The organism is Frankia sp. AiPs1, from assembly GCF_023716945.1.
Lineage (GTDB): Bacteria > Actinomycetota > Actinomycetes > Frankiales > Frankiaceae > Frankia.
Map to the genome: position 1 here is coordinate 1 of NZ_JAMQQF010000634.1, position 3,308 is coordinate 3,308.

Here is a 3,308-nt window from a genome sequence, read left to right on the forward strand (position 1 = left end):
GACCGCGACTAACACCCTGACGGCCCTGAGTCGTGCCGGGGCGTGAGCCCGGGTCGGAGGGTGGGTTGCGACGGGGTGCGGGCGAGGGGGTGCGGGGCGACCCGGGGTGGGGCGGGCGGTGCCGCGGAACCGCGCCGGCGATCGCGACCTGGGCGGCGGCCGGCGAGGCGTCGGCGGTCCGGCGATGCGTCGACGCCGACCGGTGGCGCTCGGCGGGTGGGAATGCTGGGCCGGCCCCCAGAGCTGGACTCTTTCGTCCGACTGTTGGGGGAGCGGTCATGGCCACACACCACGCGACGCGGGCGAGCTGCGGGCCGATCCAGATCGGCTTGTTCGAGACCGGGCCGACCGAGGTCGACGAGGGCTTCGGCACCGCGCGCCGGATCGCGCTCGACGAGCACTCGTGGGTCGAGCACGTCCCCGGCTGGCTCGCCGGCAGCGACGGACTGTTCTCACTGCTGCGCGACGACGCCGGATGGCAGCAGCGCAGCCGCTGGATGTACACCCGCGAGGTCGCCGAACCGCGTCTGACCGCCGAGTACCCGGACCTCGACGCGGCACCCGAGCCGCTGCGGGGGATCGCGCACGCGCTTTCGGTGCACTACGGAGTTCCCTACGACAGCCTGTGGCTGAACCTCTACCGTGATCACCGCGACGGCACGAGCTGGCATCGCGACCATCTGTCCTGCAAACGGGCGGAGTGCATCGTGCCGGTGCTCAGCCTCGGTGCGACCCGTCGATTCCTCGTCCGACCGCGCGACGGCGGCCGCAGCGTCGTGGTGGCGCCGGCCGCGGGAGACCTCGTGGTGATGGGCGGCCGGTGCCAGCTCGACTGGCGTCATGCGGTGCCCAAGCAGGCCACGCCGGCCGGTCCGCGCATCAGCGTGAACTTCCAGAGCCGGCTGCAGGCCATCGCCTCGATCTGATCGGGCGCAGGCCACCTGAACCGGCGAGGCCGGGCCGGTCAGTCGTGAATGGTGACGAAGTCGCGGAGGATCTTGGCGAGTTCGGCTGGTTGGTCCAGGGGGATGAGGGTGCGGGTGTCGGCCACCTCGACCAGCCGTCCTTGGGGGAGGAGTTCGGCGAGGCGGCGGCCGTGCTCGGGCGGCATCACCCGGTCCTCGGCGGCCCAGACCACCAGCGCGGGGCCGGTGAAGCTCGGCAGGTAGGCGGGCGCGTCGAGCAGGAGCTCCCGCGCCGGGCGTAGCGAGCGCAGCACCCGTACGGTGTCACGGCGGATGCCGCCGCGGGCTTCGCCGCGGCGCAGCAGCGGTTGCGTCCACCGGGCGGTCGCGGCGTCCCCGCAGGCCGTCAGCCAGCCGAAGGCGATCGGTGCGCGGCGCATCGGCCGCAGCCGCATCTGCTGCATGACCAGGCCGAACAGCGCCGGTGGCAGCGCGCCGGCCAGGGCCAGCGTCCGCCCGGTCAGGCTCGGCGGCATGTTGTCGAACGCCTCGCAGGAGACGAGCGCGATCCGTCCCACCCGCGCGGCGCCGTCCCGCGCGGCGCCGTCCCGCACGACGAGCTGGACCAGCGCCCCGCCGGTGTCGTTGCCGACCAGGGTGACGTCGTGCAGGTCCAGCCGGTCGAGCAGCTCCGCGACGAGGCGGGCGAGTCCGGGCAGAGAAAGGTCGGCGTCGGGGTGCATGGGATGGCGGTGCGCCCCCATGGGCAGCGTCGGGACCACGCAGCGGTGCTCGCGGGCGAGCTCCGCGACCGGGCCGGCCCACAGAGAGGAGTCCATCAGCAGTCCGTGCAGCAGCACCAGGACGGGCCCGGGCCCGCCGGTGTCCTCGTAGTCGATCGTTCCGGTGGACAGCTCGATCTCCGCCATGTCGGCCGCCTTCCGCGTGTCCGAGGCTGTGTTCGGAGCCATAACTTCTACGTCTTGTAGAAGAGAACCACGGGCCTCGCCGCTCGTCCAGCACGGACAGCATCCGCGTCACGGACCCCTGCGGCCGGTGGCGGCGAACGGGTGGCTCCGGTCGGGCCTGGCGGGCGGCTCGTACGCTGAACCGATGGACCGCGACCCGCCCGGCGCGCGGGGCGCCCGTACCGTCGACACCCGAGCCCCCCGCCAGAGTGTTCTGCGCGAGGCCGAGATCGTCGCGACCGCGCTGTCGATCATCGAGCGGGATGGGGTCGAGGGGCTGACGATGCGCCGCCTCTCCCAGTCCCTCGGAGTGTCGCTCGGCGCGACCTACAAGCACGTCGCGACCAAGGACGACCTGCTGCGCCTGGTGACCGCCGAGCTGTACACGCGGGTGCTCGACGCCGACACGACCGACGCGGACTGGCGCCCCCGCCTACGCGCGTTCCTGCTCCGGATGCACGAGGTGGTCGGGAGCTGCCGCGGGCTCGCGGCCCATCTCGCGGCGCACGCCGAAGACCCCATCACCGCCCGGCTCTACTACCCGCTGCACGCCGCCCTCACCCAGGCCGGCTTCGCGCCCGCCGGCGCCGACCGGGTGCTGCGCACGCTGTTCTTCTACACCTCCGGCGCCCTACTGACGCCCGCGTCCGACCCGGCCCGCGAGCGCGCCGCCGCCGACTTCGCCGCCGGCCTCGACATGGTGCTCGACGGCGTCGCCCACGCTCTCGCCGCCGAACGCGCCCCCACATCCTGAACTGCTACGCGCGCGGATGCCTTCCGTAGCCGGAAGGTCTTCGGCCGGGATTCCTGGTACGGCTACGTCCCCGACATTCCTCGGGTGTTTCGTCGTCCGGCCCAGGTCGCGTCGGCGCTTCTCGGTCGGGTTACGTCGGTCGAATCCTCGGTGCGGCTCGCCGGTGCCGCTGCGGGCATCCGCGCCGACGCCGCTCTTTCGGGTGAGATGTCGGTGAACGTCGTTGACCGACGTTTCGGGTGGCCATACGCTGTGCCCGCGCGGGCGATCAACGTCCGGGACGACCGATCACCCGCGCTTTGGGCTCTCCGCCCGGAGATCTCCGGCCATGAACGGGACACTCGCCTGGGGTTTTCCGGCGTCCGCCGGCAGTGGGGCGTCCGGACTGGGTGCCGCCTGCGTTTCCCGGCTGGATGCAGCCCGCCGACCCGACCCCAGGGAGATGAAACGTGCTGAGACGACACCCCGTGCGCTGGACGAAACGTGGCCGGAGCTCCTTCTGCGCCCGTTCCTTCCGTCCTCGCGGAAACCGGCCGTCACCGGCCGAGCAGGCCGCCGACTTACCTGCCGGCTTGTCCCTCGCGCCGCCTCCGCCTCCGCCTCCGCACCCGCACCCGCACCCGCACCCCCGCGGCGCGGCCCGCGTTCTGCTGGCCGTCGGCGCCGCCGTCGTCCTCGGCG

Annotated in this window: 3 protein-coding genes; 2 read left to right on the forward strand and 1 reads right to left on the reverse strand. The window is 73.2% G+C overall.

Annotation, left to right across the window (positions count from 1 at the left end; genetic code table 11):
• The first annotated feature begins 278 nt into the window (after positions 1-278).
• Positions 279-926 (forward strand): alpha-ketoglutarate-dependent dioxygenase AlkB, encoded by a 648-nt coding sequence (locus ND748_RS28605; RefSeq protein ID WP_251749296.1) that lies wholly within the window; start codon positions 279-281, stop codon positions 924-926.
• Between the two features lie 38 nt (positions 927-964).
• Here the strand turns inward: ND748_RS28605 and ND748_RS28610 are convergent, their stop codons facing one another.
• On the reverse strand, positions 965-1,834 hold the full coding sequence (locus ND748_RS28610; RefSeq protein WP_251749297.1) for an alpha/beta fold hydrolase: 870 nt from the start codon (positions 1,832-1,834) through the stop codon (positions 965-967).
• A 184-nt stretch (positions 1,835-2,018) separates the two neighbouring features.
• On the opposite strand from ND748_RS28610, the gene ND748_RS28615 reads away from it, so the two are divergent.
• Positions 2,019-2,627, forward strand: a complete 609-nt coding sequence (locus tag ND748_RS28615) for a TetR/AcrR family transcriptional regulator (RefSeq protein ID WP_251749298.1) — start codon at positions 2,019-2,021, stop codon at positions 2,625-2,627.
• The last annotated feature ends 681 nt before the right edge of the window (positions 2,628-3,308 follow it).